Here is a 20461-nt window from a genome sequence, read left to right as displayed (position 1 = left end):
GTCTGTTGCGTTGCAAACCTACCGAGTGGTAGAAATTCAAAAACTACCACCTGGTAGGCCGTCGTCGACAGCGGCCCGCCGGGAGCCCGACCAGCCGGGGCAGTGCTGCCCCACTCAGGAGAGACCATGGCAACCCTCGACTCGCCTCCCGCGCCCCAGGACCCGGCGGCCGCGCTGCCGCGCCCGGCCCAGCCCCCGACGCAGGACCCGACGCAGCGCCGGGCCGGCGGCACCGGCCTCGTCCTCGCCTACGTGGCCGCGTTCTTCGCGCTCTACGTGGCGCTCCTGACCCCGGTGATCAGCACCCTGGCGCTGCGCGTCAGCGCCCTGTCCACCCCCGAGTCCCGCGCGGCCGACCTGGCGCTGGTGACCGGCGTCGGCGCGTTCTTCGCGTTCGTGGCCAACCCGCTCGCCGGCGCCCTGTCCGACCGCACCACCTCCCGCCTCGGCATGCGCCGCCCCTGGCTGCTGTGGGGCGTGCTGCTCGGCTCCGCCGGCATCGCGATCATCGCGGTCGCGCCGAACATCGCGGTGGTCGCGATCGGCTGGGCCGTCGCGCAGACGGCGTTCAACGGCACGCAGGCCGCGCTGCAGGCGCTGCTGCCGGACCAGGTCTCCGAGCGCCTGCGCGCCCGGGTCTCGGGCTGGCTCGGCATCGCGCAGAACCTCGCGCCGCTGGCCGGCATCGGCATCGCCGCCTGGCTCACGGCAGCCGGCGCGGGCTCGGCCTGGCTGTTCCTGCTGCCCACCGCGCTGGCGATCGTGGGGGTCCTCGCGCTGGTCGCCGTGCTGCGGGACCGCCGTCTGGACCCGGCCGACGTCGAGCCGTTCCACCTGGGCCGCTTCCTCGCGGGCTTCTGGGTCTCGCCGCGCAAGCACCCCGACTTCGGCTGGGCCTTCGCCGGGCGCTTCCTGCTGCTGTTCGGCTTCGCGCTGTACAACAGCTACCAGGTGTACTTCCTGCAGGACCGGTTCGGCATGGACGAGCCGACGGCGCTCGGCTGGCAGCTGCGCCTCATGGTGCTCCAGGCGGCCGTGCTGCTGCTGGCGGGCGCCGCGGGCGGCGCGGTGTCGGACCGCACGGGCCGCCGCAAGGTGTTCGTCATCGTCTCCACCGTGCTCGCGGGCGCGGGCCTGCTCGTCTTCGCGTTCGCCGGGGCGCCCAGCCACCTGTACCTCGGGGCCGCGCTGTTCGGCGCGGGCCTGGGCGCGTACTTCGCCGTCGACCTGGCGCTCGTGACCGACGTGCTGCCCAACCGGGAGACGGAGGCCGCCAAGAACATGGGCGTGTTCAACATCGCCAACGCCCTGCCGCAGTCGCTCGCGCCGGCCCTCGCGCCCGCGCTGCTGGCGATCGGCCCGGCCTCCGGGGCGGGCGGCAACTACACGTCGCTGTTCCTGGTGGGCGCGCTGGTGGTCGTGATCGGCGCCGTGAGCACCATGTTCATCCGGGGTGCGCGATGACGGCGACCGAGGCGGGCCGCGAGGCAGGGCCCGAGGCGGTGGCGTACCGCGACCCCGCGCTGCCCGTCGCCGAGCGGGTCGCCGACCTGCTGGGCCGGATGACCCTGGCCGAGAAGGCCGGTCAGATGTTCCAGACCATGGTCGAGGTGGGCCCCGGCGGGACGCTCGCCGGGGAGCCGTCCGACCACGGCATGCCCGGCACGTCCGAGCTCGTGCTGGACCGGCACATGACGCACCTCAACGTGCTGGCCGCGCCGCCGACCGCCCGCGAGTTCGCCGTCTGGCACAACCGGCTGCAGCGCCTGGCGGCCGGGACCCGCCTGGGTATCCCCGTGACGGTGGCCTCCGACCCGCGGCACGGCTTCACGGACAACCCGGGCGCGGCCCTGCTGTCAGGGCCGTTCTCGCAGTGGCCCGAGACGCTGGGCCTGGCCGCGACCCGCGACGAGCGGCTCGTGGAGGAGCACGCCGACGCCGCCCGGCAGGAGTACCTCGCCGTCGGCATCCGCACGGCGCTGCACCCGCAGGTGGACCTCGTGACCGAGCCCCGCTGGGCGCGCGGCGGGGGCACCTTCGGCGAGGACGCAGACCTCACCGGACGCCTGGGCGCCGCCTACGTGCACGGCCTCCAGGCCGGGGGCGACGTCGCGCGGAAAGCAGGCCTGGACGGCGCGTTCGGCCGCGACAGCGTGTCCACGATGACCAAGCACTTCCCGGGCGGCGGCCCGCAGCTCGACGGCGAGGACCCGCACTTCGCCTACGGCCGCGAGCAGGTCTACCCGGGCGGCCGGTTCGACCTGCACCTGGAGCCGTTCAAGGCGCTGCTCGCCGCCGGCACGCGGCAGATGATGCCGTACTACGGCATGCCGGTGGGCCTCCGGGCCGACCTCGGTGCCGGGCCGGAGGACGTCGAGCAGGTCGGGTTCGGCTTCAACCGCGGCGTGCTGACCCGGCTGCTGCGCGAGCACCTCGGCTTCGACGGCATCATCTGCACCGACTGGGGCCTGGTGACCGACGTCGAGATGTTCGGCCTCCCGTTCCCCGCCCGCGCCTGGGGCGTGGAGCACCTCAGCCCGCTGGAGCGGGTGGCGAAGATCCTGGACGCCGGCGCCGACCAGCTCGGCGGCGAGGCCTGTCCGGAGCACGTGGTCGAGCTCGTGGAGTCCGGCCGGGTGCCGGAGGAGCGCATCGACGCCTCGGTGCGGCGCCTGCTGGCCGAGAAGTTCGAGCTCGGCCTGTTCGACGACCGCCGGTACGTCGACGAGGACGCCGCGGCCGTCGTCGTCGGGCGCGCGGACCTGGTCGCCGCCGGCCGGCGGGCGCAGTCCCGGTCCGTGACGGTGCTGCGCAACGCGGGCGCCGACGCGGGCGCCGCCGCGGGCGGCGTCGTCGGTGCGGCTGGCGGCGTCGCCGGCGGGGGAGCGGGCGGCGCGGCGCGCCTGCCGCTCGCGCCCGGCCTGCGCCTGTACGCGGAGGGGGTGCCCGACGGCGAGATCGCCGGGTTCCGGCGCGTGGCCTCGCCGGCCGAGGCCGACGCGGCGCTGCTGCGCCTCGACCCGCCGTTCGAACAGCGCGGCCCGGGCTTCGAGAGCTTCTTCCACGCGGGGTCGCTCGAGCTCGCCGACGACGTCGTGGCCCACGTCGCCGAGGTGGCCGCGGCCGTGCCGACCGTGGTGGACGTGCACCTGGACCGCCCGGCGATCCTGACCCCGCTGGTCGAGCTGCCCGGCACGACCACGCTCGTCGTCACGTTCGGCGTGGGCACCCCCGCGCTGCTCGACGCGCTCACCGGGGCGGTCCCGCCCGAGGGCCGGCTGCCGTTCGACCTGCCCCGGTCGACGGCGGCGGTCGAGGAGTCCCGCTCGGACGTCCCGTTCGACACGGCGGACCCGCTGTTCCGCTTCGGCGCCGGCGAGCCGCTGGAGGCGGCGGACGGCCCGGCGGCCTGACCCTCAACCTCGACCTGAGGGTGAGCGGGACAGAACCTCCACCCTCAACCTGAGCCTGAACCCAGGCCGGCCGCAGCCCCCACCACCCCGGGTGTTGACCACAGCAGTTCCTGCCACGAGAGGCCATCTCCTGGCAGGAACTGCTGTGGTCAACGCCTCGGGGGTGGGGCGGCGGCGGGGCGGGTCAGTAGGGGGTGGTCGTGTACGTGCGGTTCAGCGGTTCCGGGATGCGGAAGTAGCTCGCCGACAGGCCCGCCGGGTCCGTCGCCAGGGCGCCGCGGCCGGGGACGTCGTCGCCGTCGTCCCAGCCCCACGGGGCGTTCGCGGAGTTCTGCGTGCAGGAGATGCCGCCGTCGCCGCAGGTGCCCGAGGTGTCGCCCGCGAAGGTGCCCGCGCTCGCGAAGAGCTGGGTGTTGTCCCGCTGCGTCCACAGGCCGCCGGAGGCGTGGACGTCCACCAGGCGGTAGGACACGTCCCGGTCGTCCGGGTGCTCCGGCACCTCCGCACGGCCGGCCGGGTAGTAGATGACGCCGTCACCCTTGATGTCGTAGCCCGGGCGCGCCTTGAGCCCGTGGCCCTTGGCCTCCTGGGCGGTGACCGGGTGGGTCAGGCCGTCGTGCGGGCTGGTCGCCATCTGCAGCGTGCCGTCGATCGTCTCGGCGCCCGCGCCCCAGGTGCTGCCCTGCGGCGTGTACGAGTAGAAGTCGCTGTGCGCCACCGTCACGGCCCCGCGCAGGACGCCGTAGGCGGAGCCGTCCTTCTGCACGGCGACCATGACGCCCTCGGCGTCGTTCTCGTGCTCCGTGTCGAAGATCGAGTCCGACCAGTCCCGCGGGTGGAAGAACATGTAGGTCACGAACCAGTGGGTCGACGTCTCCATGACCGAGTAGTACGCGGTGGCGGCCAGTGCGTGGCTGCCGGTGTTCTCCCAGTTGTTGCGCGCGTTCAGGTCGCCGTCGAAGTCGTAGGCGGCGAGGTAGTCCGAGCGTCCGCCCAGGGCGTTGGTCCCGGTCTGGTCCACGTCCTGGTAGTGGATCGGCGCCCAGCGCTGGGCCAGGTCGGCATTGCTCGCGGCGGACACCTCGGCAGAGCTCGCGGTAGGGCTCGCGGCAGCGCTCGCCGCCGTCGGCCCCGCCGCGGCGGATCCCGCCGCCGCGATCCCCAGGGCGACCACGGCCGCCGTCGTACCGGCGGCCAGCGTGAGTGTTCGTGCAGGTCCAGGCATCTGATTCCCTCGTCCCGGTCGGTCTGACAGGTGGGTGTTCGAGGGAAGACTTCACCCCACGCGTTGCCGCAGGGCAACCGTGACATGGCAGTTCGATGACCAGTTCTAGCCCGGCAGGTCCTCCGCCAGCAGGTCCTGGGCCAGCCCGGCGGCCTGCCGCCGCAGGTCCGGCACCGACGTGCACTCCCACTCCAGCCCGCGCCGGGCCAGCCCCATGGCGCGCAGCCGCGGGTGGCCGACGCCGGCGGCGTCGACCAGCGCGGCGTCCGTCGTCAGGTCGAGGCCCGTGCCGAGCCGGTGGGGGCGCATCACGCCGCGCGCGACCAGGGCGTCCACCAGGGGGTTCCAGCCGGGCGAGGTGAGGGCCGGCAGCCCTGTGGCGCCCACCACGAGGTCGAACGCGGACGTGTCCCGGCCCGGGGCGCCCGGGCCACCCAGCCCTGCCTCGACCGTGGACACGGTGAGCACGCCGTCCGCGAGCAGCCGGTCCACGTGGGTGCGCATCGCGTGCGACATGCGGTGCCGCACGTTCTCCCACGAGCGCGCGTGCTCGCGCTGGAACGCCGCCTGCTCGTCGGCGGTCAGCCGGGACCAGGCGGGGTTGACCTGCGGGCGGACGGCGTCGATCACCGCGCGCCAGTCCCGGCCCGCCGCGCGCTCCGCGGCGGCGCGCCGCCGCACCACGTCGACGGCGGCGTCGAGCGTCCCGGCCGGGGAGAGGGTGCCGTCCAGGTCGACCTCCACGGCCGGCGGCAGCGGGTCCGCGGCGTGCGCCGCGGGCAGGGCGCCGCCCCGGGAGACGGCGGTGAACGTCGCACCGGGCAGCAGCGGGTGCAGGTGCGCCACGACGTCGAGCGTGGTCAGGCCGGTGCCCACGACCAGCACCCGGCGGGCGCCCGCGGCCCGGTCGTCGAGGTCGGGCGACCAGGGGTCGGCAACGTACCGGTCGCCCCACGCCTCGTACTCGGGCAGCCGCACGGGCGGCGGGGTGCCGAGCGCGAGCACCGCGGCGTCGGCGCGCAGGGTGCCGCCGTCCGCCAGGGTGAGCGTGACGCCCGGCTCGGGCCCGTCCACGACGTCCACCACCGTGCCGCGCAGGTGCTCGACGGCGGTGCCGGCCGGCATGGGCACCGAGCCGAGCAGCTCGGTGAGGTAGCGGCCGAAGTCGGCGCGCTGCAGGAACGTGCCCGGCTCGGCGGGCACGCCGGCCGACGTGCACCAGCGCAGCAGGTGCTCCGGGTCGTCGTCGAAGGCGCTGAGCCGCGCGACCACGGCGTTGAGCGTGTGCCGGGGGTCGGTGGTCCGGTAGGGGAGGCCGCGGCCGGGTGTCTCCGCGGGGTCGATCAGCAGGACCCGCACCTGCCGGTGCGGCCCGTGTGACGCGGCCGCACGCACGAGGTGGGCCGAGAGGATGACGCCGGCGGCCCCGCCGCCGACGACGGCGATGGTCCGCTGCATGGCCCGAGGATAACGGTTGCGACCAGGGTCGATGTATTACGGCGCATGGGACATGAGGTACATTCCGCCTAAAAGACATGGAGCGCGCCTCCGTCGCGCCCAGACACTGGGGAGCCATGACAGTCACGACGACCACCCAGTCGGAGCGCCTGGCCGACCTGGCCGGCCTGGCCGACCTCACGCCGCTGAGCGAGACCACGAGCGGCCCCGACCCCGCCGCGGTGTACGAGCGGCTGCGCGCCCGGTGGGGGAACGTGGCGCCCGTCCTCCTGGAGCCGGGCGTGCCGGCCTGGCTCGTGCTGGGGCACCGGGAGCTGGTCACGGTGCTGCGCAACGAGGGCCTGTACTCGCGCGACGCGCGCAACTGGGGCCTGTTCGCGGACGGCACCGTCGGCCCGGGCAGCGGCGTCGGCGGCGTCCTGGCCCCGCGCGACGGCATCTACTACGTGGACGGCGCGCGCCACCGGCACCTGCGCCGGCTGGTCGACGACGCGTTCGAGAGCGTGGACGAGCACCGCCTCGCGGCGACGGTCGAGTACTGGTGCGGCCTCGCGCTGGACCGCGTGCTGGCCTCCGGCGAGGCCGACCTCGTCGCCGACTACGCGCGGGCCGTCCCCCTGCTGGTGATGTCCACGATGTTCGGCCTCGACCCGGAGCAGGCCCGCGCGATGCTCGGGCACTCGCGCAAGGTCTTCCAGGCCAAGGGCGCGGCCGGTGCCGAGGCGCTCAACGCGCAGCGCGCGCTGATCTCCGACCTGATCGCGGACCGCCGCGCGGCGCCGTCGGACGACCTGACCTCGGCGATCCTGCGGCACCCGAGCGCGCCCACCGACCTGGACGCGCAGAGCGCGGTGTCCGCCACGCTGATCCTGGGCAGCGAGTTCGAGGTCGGGTGGATCACGCAGGCGCTGCGCCTGCGGCTCACCGACCCGCGGTTCGACGGGCGCTCGGGCGGCCGGCTGTCCGCGCCGGACACGCTGGAGGCCGTGCTCGGCTCCACGCCGCCGGCCCCGAACGCGGCGCCGCGCTTCGCCCTGGCCGACACCACGCTCGGCGACCGCGCGATCGCGGCGGGCGACGCGGTGGTGCCGGGCATCCTGGGCGCGAGCGCCGAGTCCCGGGGGACCGGCGACGACATCTGGCTGGAGTCGGGCAATCTGTCGTACCTCACGTGGGGCGCGGGCCCGCACGCCTGCCCCGCGCGCCGTCCCGCGACGCTGATCGCGCAGATCACGGTCGAGGCCGCGCTGCGTCGTCTCGGCGGGGTCGCGCTGACCGTGCCGCCGGAGGCGCTGCGCTCGGCCGGGACGCTGTTCTCGTCGGCGCCGCGGGAGCTGCCCGTGCGGTTCGAGGTGCCCAGGCCCCCGCGGCCGGTCAGGCCGGCGCGCTGATCGCGAGCATCTCCGGCACGACCACGTCCCAGGCGGACCGCGGCGGGTACTGGTGCCCCACTCCGGGCAGCAGCACGAGCCGGGCGCCCGTGATCGCGGCGGCCAGCGCCGCGCCGTGCTCGGGCGGGAACAGCGGGTCGGCGTCGCCGTGCAGCACGAGGGTGGGCACGGCGATGTCGGCGAGCGTGCCGCGCACCGGCCGGCTCTCGACCAGGAAGTGGTTGGCCGCGGCCGCCGGGTCGATCGACCGCCGCACGATCTGGCGGGCGGTGGCCAGCGCCGCCGCCTCGTCGTAGCCGGGCCCGGCGAACGCTCGCTCCGCCGCGACGATCGAGCGGACGACGTCGTCCGGGTCGCTCCAGTCGGGGTCCGGCGGCGGCGAGTGGAACTGGGCCGCCGCCTCCGGCGTGGGGCCGGGCAGGGTCGGCCCGTCCGGGTCGTGCGTCACCGGGCTGGTCGACATCAGCGTGAGCGACGCGACCCGGCGCCGGTGCTCGATCGCCGTCTGCTGCGCGATCCCCCCGCCCATCGACACCCCGGCCAGGTGCGCGCGGCCGATCCCGAGCGCGTCCAGCAGGCGCACCGGGTCCAGCGCGAGGTCGTCCCCGGTGTACGACGGCGCCCCGGGCGGGTCGGTCCGGGAGCGTCCGGTGTCGCGGTGGTCGTAGCGGATGACGTACCGGCCCGGCGGGCCGCCGGTCGTCGTGCTGCCCGGCGGGCCGCCGTCGGCCAGGGCCTGGCAGAAGTCCTCCTGCCACCAGTCCATGGGCCCCCCGATACCGCCGATCAGGAGGATGGCCGGGTCGGCCGGGTCGCCGAAGGTCTCGGCGCACAGCAGGGCGCCCGGTACGTCGACAAGGGTCTCCGTCATGAGGTTCTGACGACCGGGAGGTGAAAAACTCATCGGTCCGGTTCGTCGAGCTTGTTTGTCGGGCGGCCGTAGCGGAGCTGAGTCAGAGCCCGAGGGCCAGCGCGACCACGGCGAGCATCGCCGCCACCCCCGCGCCGCACCAGGCGATCAGCACCTGCCGCCGGGTGCGCGCCCGGTCGTCGTCGAGCTGGGCCCGCAGGGTCTCGAACTCCCGGTGGGCCGCCTCGATCTCCGCGCGGAGGGCCGCGAGCTGGGCATCGGCCCGGGCCGCCGTGGCCTGCGCGGTCGCCGCCTCGGCACGCGCCGCCGCCGCGTCGGCCCGCGCGTCGGCGGCCTCGTCGCGGGCCGCGGCGGCCTCGGCCCCCGCGTGGTCGGCCGTCGCGAGCGCGGCGGACGCGAGCGCCGTCGCGTCGTCGGACTGCGGGAACGGCTCGTGGGCGGCCCCCGTTGCCGGCTCGGGTGCGGACCCCGGCGTCGCCGCCTGCTGGGCCGTGACCTGCGCGGCCGTGACGTGCGGGGCCGTGGCTGACGCCGCCTGCGGCACCCGGCCCGGGATCTCGGTGCGGGAGAGCTGGTTCTGCACCTCGGCCCTGAGGTCGGAGAGGAAGGGCTTCAGGCCGCGGCGCTCCTTCGCGGAGGCGTGGCGGGGCACACCGCCGGCCGGGATCGGGGCGTCGAGGGTGCTGGGGTCGTGGTCGCTCGCCATGGGTGAGGAACATACACGGAGGTCGATCTGTGACATATGGCCGGTTGGTGGGTGGGCGGGTGAGGTCCGGCCTCGCCGGCGGGTACGGTGCCGGGGTGCAGCTCACCCGGCCCGACCTCGCCCGCGTCCTGGAACGTTCCGTGCACGCCGACCCGGTGGCCGACGTCGGCTGGCTGGCGGCCCCGCCGCCGCGCAGCCGCGTGCTGCGCGAGCGGGTGGCGCTGGACCCGGGCGCGTCCCTGACGGACACCGCCGACGCGCTGTTCGGCTGGGCCGTGCACCGCGGCGCCGGGCTGACGATCGCCCCGACCGGGCCGGCCGACCTGGGCGTGACCGTGGTACAGGCCGTGCGGGTCGGGCCGCTGTGGTTCACGGCCCCGTGCCGGGTGGTCGACGTCGTCCGTGAACCCGACGAGGCCGGGTTCACCTACGCGACGCTGCCGCACCACCCGGAGACGGGGGTGGAGTCCTTCCGCGTGCTGCGCGACGGGGCGGGTCTCGTCTTCGAGATCCACGCCGTGGCCCGGCACGACTTCTGGGGCAGCCGGATCGTGCCGCCGGCGGCGCGCCGGGTGCAGGACCGCGTGACGCGCGGCTACCTGGGCGCCGCCCGGGAGCTCAGCCGCGGGGGTCGTCCAGGAACTGCGTGATCAGCGCCGTGGTCTCGTCGGGGCGCTCCAGGTTCGGCAGGTGGCCGGCCCAGCCGAGCTGGGTGTGCCGGGCGCCGGGGATGTGCCCGGCGAGGTGGTTCGCGATGGCGCGGAAGTGGTCGAGATCCTGGCCGCCGGAGACCACGAGGGTGCGGGCAGTGATCGCCGCCAGGTCGATCGCGGGTCCGGCCTCCTGGTTGACGTCGTCGCCGGCGGCGAGCTGCACGTCGAAGGCGCGGCGCTGCATGGTGCGCACCAGCTCGCGGGCGTCGTCGTCCGCGTCGGGCCCGAGCCAGGTGGCGACGTTGAGCTCGGTGGCGCCGTCGACGTCACCCGCCTCCAGCAGCGCGTCCTCGCGGCGGGCGAAGCGCTGCACGGAACGCGTGGGCGGCAGCGCGAAGGCGGAGTTGATGAGCATCAGGTGCGACACGAGGTCCGGCCACTCGGACGCCACCTGGAGGGCGACCTTGCCGCCCGCGGACGCCGCGACGATCGCCACGGGCCGCTCGCCCAGCGAGTCGAGCAGCGCCTTGACGTCGCCCGCGTTGTCGAAGCGTGCGCTGGTCAGCGGGGTGTCGCCGTAGCCGCGCAGGTCGCAGCGGATCACGCGGTGGTGCCGGGCCAGGGGAGCACGCTGCGGGTCCCACATCCGGGAGTCGGCGACGCCGGCGTGCAGGAGCAGGACGGCGGGGCCGGAACCCGTGGTGTCGTGGCTGAGGATCATCCGCCGACCGTAACGGCGGCGGCGCGGCACGGGCCAACGCATTCGGTGGACTCCCGTCCAGGCGGCGGATATACTCGAACACATGTACGAATCCATGGAAGGTCAGGCGCTCGGCGGTCCCGTCGACGTGGCGTTCGCGGCCCTGCTGGACGGGCTGTTCACCGGCCCCCGGGTCACCTACGCACCGGTCCGCGAGGCCCCGACGTACTACGGCGGTCGCCACCACGGCGAGCGACAGCAGGGCGGGCAGCCGCACCGGCGCTTCGTGCTGCGCGCCGGCACCGACCTCGACGACCCGCGCCTCGACCCGCGCTAGCCCGCGGCGGCTACACCACGACCCCGACCACGGCGGCGACGACCGCGAGTGCGATGCCGACCCACGCGAACGTGGTCGCGGTGGCCGCCTTCCTCGTGGCGGCCTCCGCGGTCTCGCGCGCCGCATCGGTGGCCGTGCGCGCCGCGTCGAGGTCGCCGCGCAGCGTGCCGGCGGTCGTGGTGAGCGCGTCGAGCTCGCCCTGCAGCCGCTCCGCCTCCGCACGGGCCTTGGCCGCGGCCCGCTGGGCCGAGGCCGCCTGCTCGTCGAGCCGGCCGTCGAACCGGGTGGCCAGCTCGGCCACGGTCTTCTCCCGCGCCGCCGCGAGGCCCTGTTCGAGACCTGTCTCCAGCGCCTCCTTCAGCGACTTCTCCTGGGTGTCGCCCCGCTTCGCGACGAGCTCCCGCAGGTCGGCGCCCTGCTCCTTGAGCGCGACGGTCAGCTCGGCGCGGACCTCCTCCGGGGTCAGGGGCTTGTCCGGCTTGGCCAGGTAGGCGTCGGCCCAGGTGCGCCGCGACCGGCTCTTGCCGGGCCCGGAGCCCTCGACGACGGCCTCCTTCTCCTCCTCGGTCAGGCGGTCCAGCGCCTCGGCGGCGGCCTTGACCGCGGGCGGCGTCTCGACGGGAGCCTTGGCGCCCTTGGGGGTCTTTCCCTCGGCTGACATCGGAGTCCTGGCCCCCTGGGGTGTCGCGGCGGCTGCCACGGCTGCGGCGTAGTCGGCGTCCTCGGTGTCGGCCGACGCCGACTCCGGGATCTTGATGGGCTTGTTCAGCAGAGCCCGGAGGCGGTCCATCCGCTCAGTCTTCTCGCCGCCCTCGGTCCGAGGCGCGTCGCTGTCACTGCTCATGGGGCAAAACGTACTGCTCTGCCCGATCTAGGTCGACTACATCGGCGGGAGTGGCGTTGTTGCTGCACGGATGCTCCCGGGCGTTTGGACCATGGTGGACAGGATTGACCCCTTGGGGACCCGGACGAGGCTCCGGTGATCACCGCCGTGCGGCCGGTGGTGGTGGTCATGCTGCTTCCTCGCGTACGTGCCCGTCGGGGCATCGCTGATCGTTCGAGCCGTGGAACTCCGGGCTCAGCCGGCTGCGGCTTCCTCCCGGATCTGGTCGATCGCGTCGTTGAACCCCTGTGTCGTGCCGCTGGACCCGGCGAGCCTGTCGAGCTCGACCTCGTCGATGCTCCGTCCGACGACGACGTCCGGCACGGCCTCGGCGAACCGCTCCTGGAGATCCAGGGACGTCTCGTCCTCCGCGTGCGGGGTGACCTCGACGTCGGTGATGACGCCGTCACGCAGGCTGAGGTCCACGGTGATGCTCGAGGGCAGCCCGCCGTACCAGCCGGTCGCCTCGTACTGCCCGTCGCGGTACGCGGCCGGCTCGTCGCCCGGCGTCTGCCGGGTGGTGGAGGACTGCGCCGGTTCCGGGTCGGTGGTCGTGCACGCGCTGGTTAGCGCGGTGAGCGTGAGTCCGGCCGCCGTCAGGGCGGTCGCTGTGGTCCGTCGCATCAGACGGTCTCCTTCGTGGTGCGGGTGTTCGGGTCTCCGGCGGGTGCTGCGCTGGTGAAGAGCTCGATGCCGGCGCCGGGGGAGTGCTGGACCCGGCGGTCGGGGAGGAGGCGTGCGAACTGTGCGTCGAAGGCGGTGAGCCGGTCCGGGCCGACGAGGAACAGCGCGGTCGCCACGCCGTCGGCCACCGCGGCCGAGTCGGCGACCGCCCAGGTCGCGACGACGTCGCGGACGGCCAGTCCGGTGCGGGCGTCGAGGAGGTGGTGCAAGGCCTCGCCCCAGGCGCGACGGTTGGTCGCCGAGGCGCACAGCGCGCGCCGGTCCAGCGTCGCCACACCCAGCACGCGCCGAGGATCGGCCGGGTCCTCGAGGCCCACCCGCAGCCCCGACCGGCCGTGCTGGACGAGGTCGCCGCCGGCGTCGACGGTGAAGCGCCGCAGACCGGCGTCCGCGAGCACGTCGGCGACGCGGTCGACCAGGTAGCCCTTGCCCGCCGCGCCGACGTCGATCACGACCGGCCGACGCGTCCGGAGCGTGGCCCCGGCCCGGTCGACGTCGTCGAACCATGACGGGCGGACCGCGTGCTGCCTACCGAGCTCATGGTCGGAGGCGGGGCGCAGCGTGTACCGCGCGTCGTAGCCCAGCAGCTCGAGGCGGCCACCGACGAGCGGGTCCAGCGCGCCGTCCGTGGCCTCGACGAGCCGGTCGTACAGGTCGAGCAGGGGCACGTCCCCGGACGGGACCTCGAACGTGCCGCCGTGCTCGGAGCGGGCGATGTGTGTCACGAGGGAGTCGGGCCGGAACCGGGACCAGGTCCGGTCGAAGTCGTCGATCACGGCGCGCACGCGCTCCCGGACGTCCTGGGCGAGCACGTCCTCGGCGTCGACGACCCAGCGGGTGCCGATCGCGTCGAACGACATGACGCGTCGGGCGGCCGGGGCACTCCGGCCCGCGGCCCCGGCGTGCGCCGGGCGGTCGGCAGCGGGAGTGTTGGTCTGCATGGGACCCAGTCGACAGCAGACCTGCCCGGCGTGACAGTGACGGGTGTTCGGGGTAACAGCAGGGCCTCCCACGACGGCCGGACCGTACCTAGCGTGAAGGACATGACGATGAGCACCATCCCCACCCTGAACCTGAACAACGGCGTGGCGCTGCCCGCCCTCGGGTACGGCGTCTTCCAGACCCCGCCGGCCGAGACGGTCGCCGCCGTCGAGGCGGCACTGGGCGCCGGCTACCGGCATATCGACACGGCTGCCGCGTACGGCAACGAGCGTGAGGTCGGCGAGGCGATCCGCCGCTCCGGCGTCGACCGGTCCGAGATCTTCGTCGAGACGAAGGTCTGGATCAGCGACTACGGGTACGACGCGACCCTGCACGCGTTCGACAAGAGCGCGGGCAAGCTCGGCGTCGAGACGATCGACCTGCTGATCCTGCACCAGGCGCTGCCGAGCCGGTTCGATCTGACGACCGAGGCCTACCGGGCCCTGGAGACGCTGCTGGCGGACGGCCGGGTGCGCGCGATCGGCGTCAGCAACTTCATGCCGGACCACCTGGAGCGGCTCGCGCAGACCGCCACGGTGGTGCCGGCGGTGAACCAGGTGGAGGTGCACCCCTACTTCCGGCAACCCGAGGTGCTCGCCGCGGACGCCGCGGCGGGGATCCTCACCCAGGCGTGGTCGCCGATCGGCGGCATCACGTTCTACCGCGACGCCGGCCACACCAGCACCCTGGAGGACGCCACGATCGTGGGTATCGCCGAGGCCCACGCGAAGACGCCGGCGCAGGTGATGCTCCGGTGGCACCTGCAGCAGGGCCGTTCTGCCATCCCCAAGTCGGTCACGCCGCACCGCATCGCCGAGAACTTCGACGTGTTCGACTTCGAGCTCACAAGCACGGAGCTGGCCGCGATCGACGCCCTGGACACGGGCCGCCGTGGTGGTCCGGAGCCGGCCGACATCACGCTGGAGACCTTCGGCCGCGAGATCCCGGAGGCCTGAGTCCATGCGCTACCGCCCGCTGGGACGCACCGGCGTCCAGGTCAGCCCGCTCACGCTCGGGGCCATGATGTTCGGTCCGTGGGGCAACGACGACCGGCAGGACGCGACCCGGATCATCCACCGGGCCCTGGACGCCGGCATCAACGTGGTCGACACCGCCGACGTCTACTCGGCGGGCGTCTCCGAGGAGATCGTCGGCGAGGCCATCGCCGGACGCCGCGACGACGTGTTCCTCGCGACCAAGTTCTTCATGCCGATGGGCGACGACCCGAACCACCGCGGCGGTTCCCGCCGGTGGATCGTGCGTGAGGTCGAGAGCTCGCTGCGGCGGCTCGGCACCGACCACATCGACCTCTACCAGGTGCACCGGCCGTCGCCGGACACCGACGTGACCGAGACGCTCGGCGCGCTGACCGACCTCGTGCGGCAGGGCAAGATCCGCTACCTCGGCTCGTCGTCCTACGCCGGGTCGCAGATCGTCGAGGCCCAGTGGGCCTCCCGGGAGCGGCACCTCGAACGGTTCGTGAGCGAGCAGCCGCCGTACTCGATCCTGGTGCGTGGCATCGAGGAGGATGTGCTGCCCACCGTCCGGCGGCACGGCATGGGCACGCTCACGTACAGCCCGCTGAGCGGCGGCTGGCTGTCAGGCCGGTGGCGCAAGGGATCGGCGTCCAGCCCGACGTCGAGCGCGCGGCCGGGTGCCCGGTTCGACATGAGCAGCCCCGCCAACCAGCGCAAGCTCGACGTCGTCGAGCAGCTCGCGCTGCTCGCCGAGGAGGCGGGGATGACGCTGATCGAGCTCGCGATCGCGTTCGTGATCAACCACCCGGGCGTCACGTCGGCGATCGTCGGCCCGCGCACCATGGAGCAGCTCGAGTCCTACCTGCCCGCGACGGACGTCACGCTGACCCCCGACGTCCTGGACCGGATCGACGAGCTCGTCGCCCCCGGCGTGACCATGAACCCCGACGACAACAGCTACGGCGCCCACGAGCTCACGCCCGCCGAGCTGCGCCGCGAGCAGGAGCGCCGATGAGCGCCCTTGACCCCACCCTCGCGTCGACCGACCCGGGGCTCGTCGCGATCTTCGACCGCTTCGCCGACGACGACGTGCCGCGCGACGCCCCTCTCGAACCCCGGACCGCGGCCCTGGTGGTGCTCGCCGCGCTCGTCGCGACGGGCGGAGCAGCCGCGTACCGGGCGGCGCTCACCGACGCGCTCGCGGCCGGCGTCACGCCGGTCGAGGTGAAGGAGGTCGTGTACCAGGCGGTGCCCTACGTGGGCGTGGGGCGGGCGGTCGACGCCGTGCACGCCACGAACGAGGAGCTCACCGCGCGCGGGGTCGGGCTCCCGCTGCCGGACCAGGCCACCGTGACGCCCGCGTCGCGCGCCGCCGAAGGGCTCGCGGTCCAGAAGCGGATCGTCGGCGACGCCGCGGTCGACGCGATGTACGCGAACGCGCCGGCGGACGAGCAGCACGTCCAGCGCTACCTCTCCGCCCACTGCTTCGGCGACCACTACACGCGCGACGGGATCGACGTGCCCATCCGCGAGCTGCTCACGCTCGCGTACCTCGTCGCGCTGGGCGGCGCCGATCCGCAGGTCGGCGGGCACGTGCGGGCCAACCTCCGTGTCGGCAACGACCGGGCGCGCCTGCTCGCGGTGCTCACCCGGCTCCTGCCGTACGTGGGCTACCCGCGCACCCTCAACGCGCTGCGCGCGCTCGACGAGATCGCACCGCCGACCGGACAACCGGAGGAACCATGAGCACCACCTGGACACCTGAGGACCTCGCCGCCATCGACGGGGACGGGGAGCTGCGGGTCGCCGCCCACCGGCCGGACGGTACCCTGCGCACGTCCCGGATCGTCTGGCACGTCGTCGTCGACGACGCGCTGTTCATCCGGTCCGTCCGGGGTCAGGATGGCGCCTGGTACCGAGGCGTGCAGCGCACCGGCACCGGCGCCATCGACTCCGGCGGTGTGTCCGCCGAGGTGACGTTCACCCCGGACGACGCCCACGACGCCGCGATCGACCGCGCCTACCACGCCAAGTACGGCGACGGGTCGGCGGTGCGATCGATCACCAGCCCGGCCGCGACGGCGACCACCCTGCGCGTCGACCGCCGCTGACCCCCGGGCCGGTCTCCCGACCCCGGGCGTTCGACCTCACGCGGGTGCGCAGGCCCGGCGATAGGATCCCGGGACAGCGGCCGCCCGCCGCGGCTCATGCCGGGCTCCGGAGCTGCTCAATCCTTCTTCGCAGCGGACACGTCGACGCAGACGACTCCTGTGTTGCCGTCCTGGTCGGCGATCACGGTGAGCATGGGCGCGTTGCTGTTGTCGACGACCGTCCCGCCCGCAGCGAGCGCGGCGGCGATGCGTTCCTCGGCCACCTCGGGCGGGACATAGACCTCGATGTGGAACCGCTGAAGCGGGGTCTCGTGCTCGTCGGCGTCCCCGAACCACAGGTTCGGTACCCGCCCCGTCGCATCCCGGATCTCGTCGCTGGGGGACCCGCGGCCCTGGGACTCGGCGCTCCCGGTCAGGAGGGCGGCCCACACCGGGGCGATGGTCGCGGAGCGCGTCGTGTCGAGCCCGAGTTCGATGTGACTGACCGAGGCCGGCTCGGCGTCGATCTTGTGGTGAACGGCGATCTGGGTGATCCGTCGCGCGAGGTCGATGTCCTGCTGGGTCACCCATTCGACGACATGTTCGGTGCCCTCGTCGTCGCGGTAGACGGCGTCGTCGCTGACCAGCTTGAGATCGACGTACCCGTTGCCGATCGACACGCGCGGGTGGTGGCCGAGCATGTCGCCCGCCTCGCCCACCGCGACGACGAACCGTGCGCCGGCGCCGAAGGTGTCGACCAGGTAGCGGGCATGCAGTCCCTGGGCCAGCTTGCGCCAGTCGGTCAGGTTGGCCGCGGCGATCTGCGCGCCAGTCAGCATGTCCATGGACGAAGACACTATCTCCGAACCAGCCGCCCGCGCGCTGACTGCCGGCCGTCACCTGGCCACGCTGTCCGCCGTGCGCTGCTGCGATGTCGCAGGAGCCCTGGGTGTGCATTCAGTCGTTCGTTCGCCAGGTCGGTCCGAAGTCTCCACGGGCGCCCGGCGTCGCACTGTTCAGCGCCGTCACCAGTTCGTCGACGCCCTTGCCGGTCATCTCGTCCTCAAGGGAGTAGTCGACCGCGTCGGGGTCGGGGGACGTCGGTTCGCTCTGGACTGTGCCCTGGACTTCCCCGACGCCGAGCTCGGTGCCGTCATAGGGGATGACGGAATCCGAACCCAGGCTGTGCCAACTTGATGGATATTGGATCCCGCCGTCGGTGAACTCAGGCTCGTACACCAGCGCCATCACGTAGGTGTGGTCGACCTCGACACGCGGCTCATCCGCGCCCGCCATCTCGATGCGCTCGCCATCTTGGAGCGCCCATCCCCACCCACTCCACTCGAACGTCGCGGGTGCCTCGTGGCGCGGGTCTGCTGACGTCCATACCACGTCATCGACCTGCATGTTCACCATGCGGTCCACGGCGCCCTCACCGTTGGCGGAGTCGTCCTCATCGAGTGGCAGGGCCTCGTCGTCGACGGCGGTTGCGATCACGACATGATCAGCGTAGGTGACCCAGTCCTCTGCCGTGGTGCTCGGATATCGGTCGGAGCCTTCGGCGATCACGGGGCCGCCACCGCTACTTCCTGCGCACGCTGCCGTTGCGAGGACGAGCCCTGCCGTGGCAGCCGTCACCGGGGCTCGTTGCGTCCGTCGCGCACTGTGTCTCGACATTGCCGCTCCTGGTAGCTGAGGTCGATGTTAGCTACCTGTTGCGAGCCCAGGTTGTCTTGCGCCGAGCCGATCGGTGTTCTCATGCATCCGAGCGCCGAACCGGGCATCGTGCGCCTGGCTCGCTCCGTGCCAGGTCGAGGCTCGGCCTAATTCTGTACCGCGCGGAATAGAATCCTGTGGGTCGGGGTTCCCAACCCACAGCGGCGGCTACCGCAGCAAGACCGTGGAGGGCGTCGCGACCCATCACCACCGCGAGTGCACAACACCCGGCAATCCCGGGAAGGGAAGAGGGAAACACCATGTCCATGTCTGAGAGCGAGATCCGGGACGTCTTCGAGCGCTACATCGAGGCGCTCAACGCCCACGACTTCGACCGTATGACCGAGTTCGTCCACGACGAGCTCGTCGAGAACGGCAAGGCGGCCACCCGCGCCGACATCATCGCGGAGCTCAAGGCGCACGGTGACTCCGTGCCGGACTTCGAGTGGCGGCCCCAGGACATCGCCATCGATGGTGACCGCGTCGCGGCCCGCCTGTACAACAAGGGCACCCACACCAAGGAGTGGTTCGGTGTCGCCCCCACGGGCAAGACGTTCGAGTTCGCCGAGTACTCGTTCCACAAGGTCCGTGACGGTCGCTTCTACGAGATGAACTACCTGATCGACTCACAGGCGGTTCGCGACCAGCTCGACGTCTGACACCCGAGGGCACACTCGCCGCGTCCGCGCGCACGTCCCGCAGTCGATCGCGGCGAGTGTGCCCAGGGCTGGCCGCGCTTGCTCAGCTCGTCTGCCGGAAGGCGGCCAGGGCGCGCTCGGCCACGCGCGACAGCTGGTCACGGGTCGCGCCGGCACCTGCCTGGATGGCCTGGCCGCCGGTGACGGTGAGCAGGTACCTTGCCAGGTCCACAGGGTCCTCGTCGGGCGGGAGGTCGCCGTCCGCGATCGCCTGCTTGAAGCGGGCGGCCAGCCGTTCCTCGACGGCGGCCCGATGGGCGTCGAGGAACTTCACGACGCGTTGGTCGGCCTGCGAGCCGGAGACGCCGCCCTGGACGGTCAGGCAGCCGGGTGGACGGTTGGGGTTGGTGCTGGCGCGGAGGTGGCCGCGGAGATACTCCGCGGCGACGGCGAGCGCCGTGGACTGGGCCAGCGCCGTCTCGACGTAGCTCTGGTCGACCTGCGAGTACCGCTCCACGGCGCGCTTGAACGTCGCTTCCTTGTCGCCGAAGGCGGCGTACAGGCTCGGACGGCTGATGCCCATCGCCTTGGTCAGGTCGTCGAGCGTCGTCCCCTCGTACCCCTGGCTCCAGAAGACGTTGATGGCGGCGTCCAGCGCCTGGTCCAGGTCGAACTCGCGGGGTCTGCCCCTGCCTGCCATCCAGCACCACCCACGTCTCAGAATCAGCTGGGAACTCCGCTCGTCCCGGCAACGGTTGTCTCGCGGAGGATATTTCCGCACCGTACCGCGGAGACGGCTCCGGGCGCCTACCCGCGTACGTCTGAGCGCCGTGCCGGCACCCGGATGCCTCACCCTGGCGCGCAGGCGAGCTAACGTCTGACCTCAGCGGAGCAACCGGCCCATTACGTATGCCGATGGTAGTTTCCCGACCATGTCTGATCCGAGCGCACGACCCGCTTCCCCCCACTCCCTGCGCGGGCTGCACAGCCGCGTCCTGGATGCGCTCGGGACCGCGATCTGCGCCGGCACCCTCGCCCCGGGCAGCACGCTCACGCTGCAGGAGATCGAGGAGCGCTACGAGATCTCGCGCTCGGTGGCCCGCGAGACCATCCGCGTCCTGGAGTCCATGCGCCTCGTCGTCTCCCGCCGCCGGGTCGGGGTGGTCGTGCTCCCGCCGGAGGAGTGGAACCTCTTCGACCCGCAGGTCATCCGCTGGCGCATGGCCTCGCCCGACGCGGCGGAGCAGACCGCCTCGCTCGTCGAGCTGCGGATCGCCGTCGAGCCGGAGGCGGCGCGGCTCGCCGCCCAGCGAGCGAGCTCCGCGCAGATCGCCGAGCTCGTCGCCATCGCGGGGCAGATGTGGGCTGCGAGCGAGGACGAGGACCGGGAGCGGTTCCTCGAGCTCGACGTCAGCTTCCACTCCCTGATCCTGGCCGCGTCGAAGAACCTGATGTTCGGTCGGCTCGAGTCCCTCGTGAGCGAGATCCTCACGGGCTGGCTGGCCCACGGCCTGGGCCCCGACCACCCGCAGCCGGGTGCGCTCCACCTGCACGCGGAGGCCGCCGCGGCGATCCAGCGCCGCGATCCCGAGGCGTCGTTCCGCGCGATGCGTGACCTGCTCGTCCAGAGCGCCGAGGAGTCGGCTACCGGTGAGGATTCATCCGCCAGCCGCTGGTAAGGCATACGTTTAAGGCGAGGAGGGTGTTAACGTATGCCTGCTCGCGGCTCGATGTGGAG

General features: G+C 73.4%; 22 protein-coding genes. 11 read left to right on the top strand and 11 right to left on the bottom strand.

All coding sequences use genetic code 11. The features are described 5' to 3' along the window. Window positions 1-126: 126 nt before the first annotated feature. Together ACIPN7_RS09880 and ACIPN7_RS09875 are read left to right on the top strand one after the other, a co-directional pair. A complete protein-coding gene (locus ACIPN7_RS09880) occupies window positions 127-1464 on the top strand; it encodes an MFS transporter (protein ID WP_400540548.1) in 1338 nt (445 codons plus the stop codon). After that, the gene (locus tag ACIPN7_RS09875) at window positions 1461-3413 is read left to right on the top strand and encodes a glycoside hydrolase family 3 protein (protein ID WP_400540545.1); all 1953 of its coding nucleotides are present in this window, start codon (window positions 1461-1463) and stop codon (window positions 3411-3413) included. Before ACIPN7_RS09880 ends, ACIPN7_RS09875 begins: the two co-directional genes overlap by 4 nt. Window positions 3414-3597: 184 nt before the next feature. Here ACIPN7_RS09875 and ACIPN7_RS09870 read toward each other — a convergent pair whose 3' ends face one another. After that, on the bottom strand, window positions 3598-4638 hold the full coding sequence (locus ACIPN7_RS09870; protein ID WP_400540542.1) for a hypothetical protein: 1041 nt from the start codon (window positions 4636-4638) through the stop codon (window positions 3598-3600). 105 nt (window positions 4639-4743) lie between these two features. After that, window positions 4744-6096 carry an FAD/NAD(P)-binding protein gene (locus ACIPN7_RS09865; protein ID WP_400540539.1) on the bottom strand — a complete coding sequence of 451 codons (1353 nt, stop codon included), beginning with the start codon at window positions 6094-6096 and terminating at the stop codon, window positions 4744-4746. A 116-nt stretch (window positions 6097-6212) separates the two neighbouring features. On the opposite strand from ACIPN7_RS09865, the gene ACIPN7_RS09860 reads away from it, so the two are divergent. Continuing rightward, on the top strand, window positions 6213-7487 hold the full coding sequence (locus ACIPN7_RS09860; protein WP_400540536.1) for a hypothetical protein: 1275 nt from the start codon (window positions 6213-6215) through the stop codon (window positions 7485-7487). Here ACIPN7_RS09860 and ACIPN7_RS09855 read toward each other — a convergent pair. After that, window positions 7471-8358 carry an alpha/beta fold hydrolase gene (locus ACIPN7_RS09855; RefSeq protein ID WP_400540533.1) on the bottom strand — a complete coding sequence of 296 codons (888 nt, stop codon included), beginning with the start codon at window positions 8356-8358 and terminating at the stop codon, window positions 7471-7473. The genes ACIPN7_RS09860 and ACIPN7_RS09855 overlap by 17 nt on opposite strands. A gap of 82 nt (window positions 8359-8440) precedes the next feature. Continuing rightward, entirely contained in the window at window positions 8441-9064 is a 624-nt protein-coding gene (locus ACIPN7_RS09850) for a hypothetical protein (RefSeq protein WP_400540530.1), read from the bottom strand. A gap of 95 nt (window positions 9065-9159) precedes the next feature. Here ACIPN7_RS09850 and ACIPN7_RS09845 point away from each other — a divergent pair, with 95 nt between their 5' ends. Beyond that, window positions 9160-9714 carry a DUF1990 family protein gene (locus ACIPN7_RS09845; RefSeq protein ID WP_400540527.1) on the top strand — a complete coding sequence of 185 codons (555 nt, stop codon included), beginning with the start codon at window positions 9160-9162 and terminating at the stop codon, window positions 9712-9714. Here ACIPN7_RS09845 and ACIPN7_RS09840 read toward each other — a convergent pair. Beyond that, window positions 9683-10438, bottom strand: a complete 756-nt coding sequence (locus ACIPN7_RS09840) for an alpha/beta fold hydrolase (protein WP_400540524.1) — start codon at window positions 10436-10438, stop codon at window positions 9683-9685. The genes ACIPN7_RS09845 and ACIPN7_RS09840 overlap by 32 nt on opposite strands. A gap of 82 nt (window positions 10439-10520) precedes the next feature. Here ACIPN7_RS09840 and ACIPN7_RS09835 point away from each other — a divergent pair, with 82 nt between their 5' ends. Then, on the top strand, window positions 10521-10754 hold the full coding sequence (locus ACIPN7_RS09835) for a hypothetical protein (protein WP_400540521.1): 234 nt from the start codon (window positions 10521-10523) through the stop codon (window positions 10752-10754). 10 nt (window positions 10755-10764) lie between these two features. Here the strand turns inward: ACIPN7_RS09835 and ACIPN7_RS09830 are convergent, their stop codons facing one another. From ACIPN7_RS09830 to ACIPN7_RS09820, 3 genes are all read right to left on the bottom strand, one after another. After that, window positions 10765-11598 (bottom strand): hypothetical protein, encoded by an 834-nt coding sequence (locus ACIPN7_RS09830; RefSeq protein WP_400540519.1) that lies wholly within the window; start codon window positions 11596-11598, stop codon window positions 10765-10767. Between the two features lie 234 nt (window positions 11599-11832). Continuing rightward, complete coding sequence (locus tag ACIPN7_RS09825; RefSeq protein WP_400540516.1) at window positions 11833-12261, bottom strand: hypothetical protein; 429 nt, start codon at window positions 12259-12261, stop codon at window positions 11833-11835. After that, window positions 12261-13262 (bottom strand): FAD:protein FMN transferase, encoded by a 1002-nt coding sequence (locus tag ACIPN7_RS09820; RefSeq protein WP_400540513.1) that lies wholly within the window; start codon window positions 13260-13262, stop codon window positions 12261-12263. Before ACIPN7_RS09820 ends, ACIPN7_RS09825 begins: the two co-directional genes overlap by 1 nt. Before the next feature lie 102 nt (window positions 13263-13364). Here ACIPN7_RS09820 and ACIPN7_RS09815 point away from each other — a divergent pair, with 102 nt between their 5' ends. From ACIPN7_RS09815 to ACIPN7_RS09800, 4 genes are read left to right on the top strand one after another with little or no spacing between them, the layout of a single operon-like run. Next, window positions 13365-14258: an aldo/keto reductase gene (locus ACIPN7_RS09815; RefSeq protein ID WP_400540510.1), complete on the top strand. Its 894-nt coding sequence runs from the start codon at window positions 13365-13367 to the stop codon at window positions 14256-14258. 4 nt (window positions 14259-14262) lie between these two features. Further along, on the top strand, window positions 14263-15294 hold the full coding sequence (locus ACIPN7_RS09810) for an aldo/keto reductase (protein ID WP_400540507.1): 1032 nt from the start codon (window positions 14263-14265) through the stop codon (window positions 15292-15294). Continuing rightward, window positions 15291-16025 (top strand): carboxymuconolactone decarboxylase family protein, encoded by a 735-nt coding sequence (locus tag ACIPN7_RS09805; protein ID WP_400540504.1) that lies wholly within the window; start codon window positions 15291-15293, stop codon window positions 16023-16025. The genes ACIPN7_RS09810 and ACIPN7_RS09805 overlap by 4 nt, the downstream gene beginning before the upstream one ends. After that, the gene (locus ACIPN7_RS09800) at window positions 16022-16390 is read left to right on the top strand and encodes a DUF2255 family protein (protein WP_400540501.1); all 369 of its coding nucleotides are present in this window, start codon (window positions 16022-16024) and stop codon (window positions 16388-16390) included. Before ACIPN7_RS09805 ends, ACIPN7_RS09800 begins: the two co-directional genes overlap by 4 nt. A gap of 116 nt (window positions 16391-16506) precedes the next feature. Here ACIPN7_RS09800 and ACIPN7_RS09795 read toward each other — a convergent pair whose 3' ends face one another. Both ACIPN7_RS09795 and ACIPN7_RS09790 read right to left on the bottom strand, forming a co-directional pair. Further along, entirely contained in the window at window positions 16507-17214 is a 708-nt protein-coding gene (locus ACIPN7_RS09795; RefSeq protein ID WP_400540498.1) for a VOC family protein, read from the bottom strand. A 112-nt stretch (window positions 17215-17326) separates the two neighbouring features. After that, the gene (locus ACIPN7_RS09790) at window positions 17327-17938 is read right to left on the bottom strand and encodes a hypothetical protein (RefSeq protein ID WP_400540495.1); all 612 of its coding nucleotides are present in this window, start codon (window positions 17936-17938) and stop codon (window positions 17327-17329) included. 407 nt (window positions 17939-18345) lie between these two features. Between ACIPN7_RS09790 and ACIPN7_RS09785 the strand changes: the two genes are divergently transcribed. Beyond that, window positions 18346-18744, top strand: coding sequence for an ester cyclase (locus ACIPN7_RS09785; protein ID WP_400540492.1), 399 nt, complete (start codon window positions 18346-18348; stop codon window positions 18742-18744). An 82-nt stretch (window positions 18745-18826) separates the two neighbouring features. On the opposite strand, the gene ACIPN7_RS09780 is transcribed toward ACIPN7_RS09785, so the two are convergent. Further along, window positions 18827-19423, bottom strand: coding sequence for a TetR/AcrR family transcriptional regulator (locus ACIPN7_RS09780; protein WP_400540489.1), 597 nt, complete (start codon window positions 19421-19423; stop codon window positions 18827-18829). 232 nt (window positions 19424-19655) lie between these two features. On the opposite strand from ACIPN7_RS09780, the gene ACIPN7_RS09775 reads away from it, so the two are divergent. Continuing rightward, window positions 19656-20402 (top strand): FadR/GntR family transcriptional regulator, encoded by a 747-nt coding sequence (locus ACIPN7_RS09775; RefSeq protein ID WP_400540486.1) that lies wholly within the window; start codon window positions 19656-19658, stop codon window positions 20400-20402. Window positions 20403-20461: the final 59 nt, after the last annotated feature.

Origin of the sequence: Promicromonospora sp. NPDC090134 (assembly GCF_044746965.1) — a bacterium.
Lineage (GTDB): Bacteria > Actinomycetota > Actinomycetes > Actinomycetales > Cellulomonadaceae > Promicromonospora.
The sequence above is the reverse complement of the archived record's forward strand: the minus strand, read 5'-3'. Positions and strand labels throughout refer to the sequence as shown.

Excerpts from the sequence above, each read along its gene's own strand:
- ACIPN7_RS09785 (WP_400540492.1), top strand. The coding sequence starts at position 18,346 with ATGTCCATGTCTGAGAGCGAGATCCGGGACGTCTTCGAGCGCTACATC.
- ACIPN7_RS09865 (WP_400540539.1), bottom strand. The coding sequence starts at position 6,096 with ATGCAGCGGACCATCGCCGTCGTCGGCGGCGGGGCCGCCGGCGTCATC.
- ACIPN7_RS09775 (WP_400540486.1), top strand. The coding sequence starts at position 19,656 with ATGTCTGATCCGAGCGCACGACCCGCTTCCCCCCACTCCCTGCGCGGG.
- ACIPN7_RS09780 (WP_400540489.1), bottom strand. The coding sequence starts at position 19,423 with ATGGCAGGCAGGGGCAGACCCCGCGAGTTCGACCTGGACCAGGCGCTG.
- ACIPN7_RS09860 (WP_400540536.1), top strand. The coding sequence starts at position 6,213 with ATGACAGTCACGACGACCACCCAGTCGGAGCGCCTGGCCGACCTGGCC.
- ACIPN7_RS09835 (WP_400540521.1), top strand. The coding sequence starts at position 10,521 with ATGTACGAATCCATGGAAGGTCAGGCGCTCGGCGGTCCCGTCGACGTG.
- ACIPN7_RS09820 (WP_400540513.1), bottom strand. The coding sequence starts at position 13,262 with ATGCAGACCAACACTCCCGCTGCCGACCGCCCGGCGCACGCCGGGGCC.
- ACIPN7_RS09815 (WP_400540510.1), top strand. The coding sequence starts at position 13,365 with ATGACGATGAGCACCATCCCCACCCTGAACCTGAACAACGGCGTGGCG.
- ACIPN7_RS09880 (WP_400540548.1), top strand. The coding sequence starts at position 127 with ATGGCAACCCTCGACTCGCCTCCCGCGCCCCAGGACCCGGCGGCCGCG.
- ACIPN7_RS09805 (WP_400540504.1), top strand. The coding sequence starts at position 15,291 with ATGAGCGCCCTTGACCCCACCCTCGCGTCGACCGACCCGGGGCTCGTC.
- ACIPN7_RS09810 (WP_400540507.1), top strand. The coding sequence starts at position 14,263 with ATGCGCTACCGCCCGCTGGGACGCACCGGCGTCCAGGTCAGCCCGCTC.
- ACIPN7_RS09830 (WP_400540519.1), bottom strand. The coding sequence starts at position 11,598 with ATGAGCAGTGACAGCGACGCGCCTCGGACCGAGGGCGGCGAGAAGACT.
- ACIPN7_RS09855 (WP_400540533.1), bottom strand. The coding sequence starts at position 8,358 with ATGACGGAGACCCTTGTCGACGTACCGGGCGCCCTGCTGTGCGCCGAG.
- ACIPN7_RS09825 (WP_400540516.1), bottom strand. The coding sequence starts at position 12,261 with ATGCGACGGACCACAGCGACCGCCCTGACGGCGGCCGGACTCACGCTC.
- ACIPN7_RS09875 (WP_400540545.1), top strand. The coding sequence starts at position 1,461 with ATGACGGCGACCGAGGCGGGCCGCGAGGCAGGGCCCGAGGCGGTGGCG.
- ACIPN7_RS09840 (WP_400540524.1), bottom strand. The coding sequence starts at position 10,438 with ATGATCCTCAGCCACGACACCACGGGTTCCGGCCCCGCCGTCCTGCTC.
- ACIPN7_RS09850 (WP_400540530.1), bottom strand. The coding sequence starts at position 9,064 with ATGGCGAGCGACCACGACCCCAGCACCCTCGACGCCCCGATCCCGGCC.
- ACIPN7_RS09800 (WP_400540501.1), top strand. The coding sequence starts at position 16,022 with ATGAGCACCACCTGGACACCTGAGGACCTCGCCGCCATCGACGGGGAC.
- ACIPN7_RS09795 (WP_400540498.1), bottom strand. The coding sequence starts at position 17,214 with ATGGACATGCTGACTGGCGCGCAGATCGCCGCGGCCAACCTGACCGAC.
- ACIPN7_RS09870 (WP_400540542.1), bottom strand. The coding sequence starts at position 4,638 with ATGCCTGGACCTGCACGAACACTCACGCTGGCCGCCGGTACGACGGCG.